We start from the raw sequence: 378 nt of genomic DNA, 5'->3' as shown, positions 1-378 counted from the left end.
GCCAGCAGGGCATGATAGACAAGAAAGTCGACCGCGACGGTCAGTCCGCCCACCACCAGGAATACGGGCAGTTCCTTCTTCATCATGGCCGCGGGCCCGGCAACGGCAGATCGATCTTGCGGTATTGTCGAGCCAGCAGCGGTACGGCTTCCGCGGGGACGCGGCCATCGTTCTCAAGGCGATAGGGATGCGATGCCCATTTATGGAAGCAGGACTGCCAGTACTCGAAGGTTCGCAAGTCGTTCGGCGTTCCCCAGGAGAGCAGGTGATCGACGGTAAAGACCTGGCAGCGCAGCCCCAGGGCGATGGCATCATTGATCGTCGAGTCCAGGTAGAACTCGCCGTTCACCCGACCATCCCGAGCCAGCAGCCTGGCCA

1 pseudogene is annotated in these 378 nt (G+C 61.6%); it reads right to left on the bottom strand.

Annotated features, from left to right (window positions below):
- Nucleotides 1-82: 82 nt before the first annotated feature.
- Nucleotides 83-378 (bottom strand): annotated as a pseudogene (locus KDH83_RS31950) (hypothetical protein); the annotation flags it as partial.

Source organism: Achromobacter sp. Marseille-Q0513 (assembly GCF_018195695.1).
Taxonomy (GTDB): Bacteria; Pseudomonadota; Gammaproteobacteria; order Burkholderiales; family Burkholderiaceae_B; genus Achromobacter.
The sequence above is the reverse complement of the archived record's forward strand: the minus strand, read 5'-3'. Positions and strand labels throughout refer to the sequence as shown.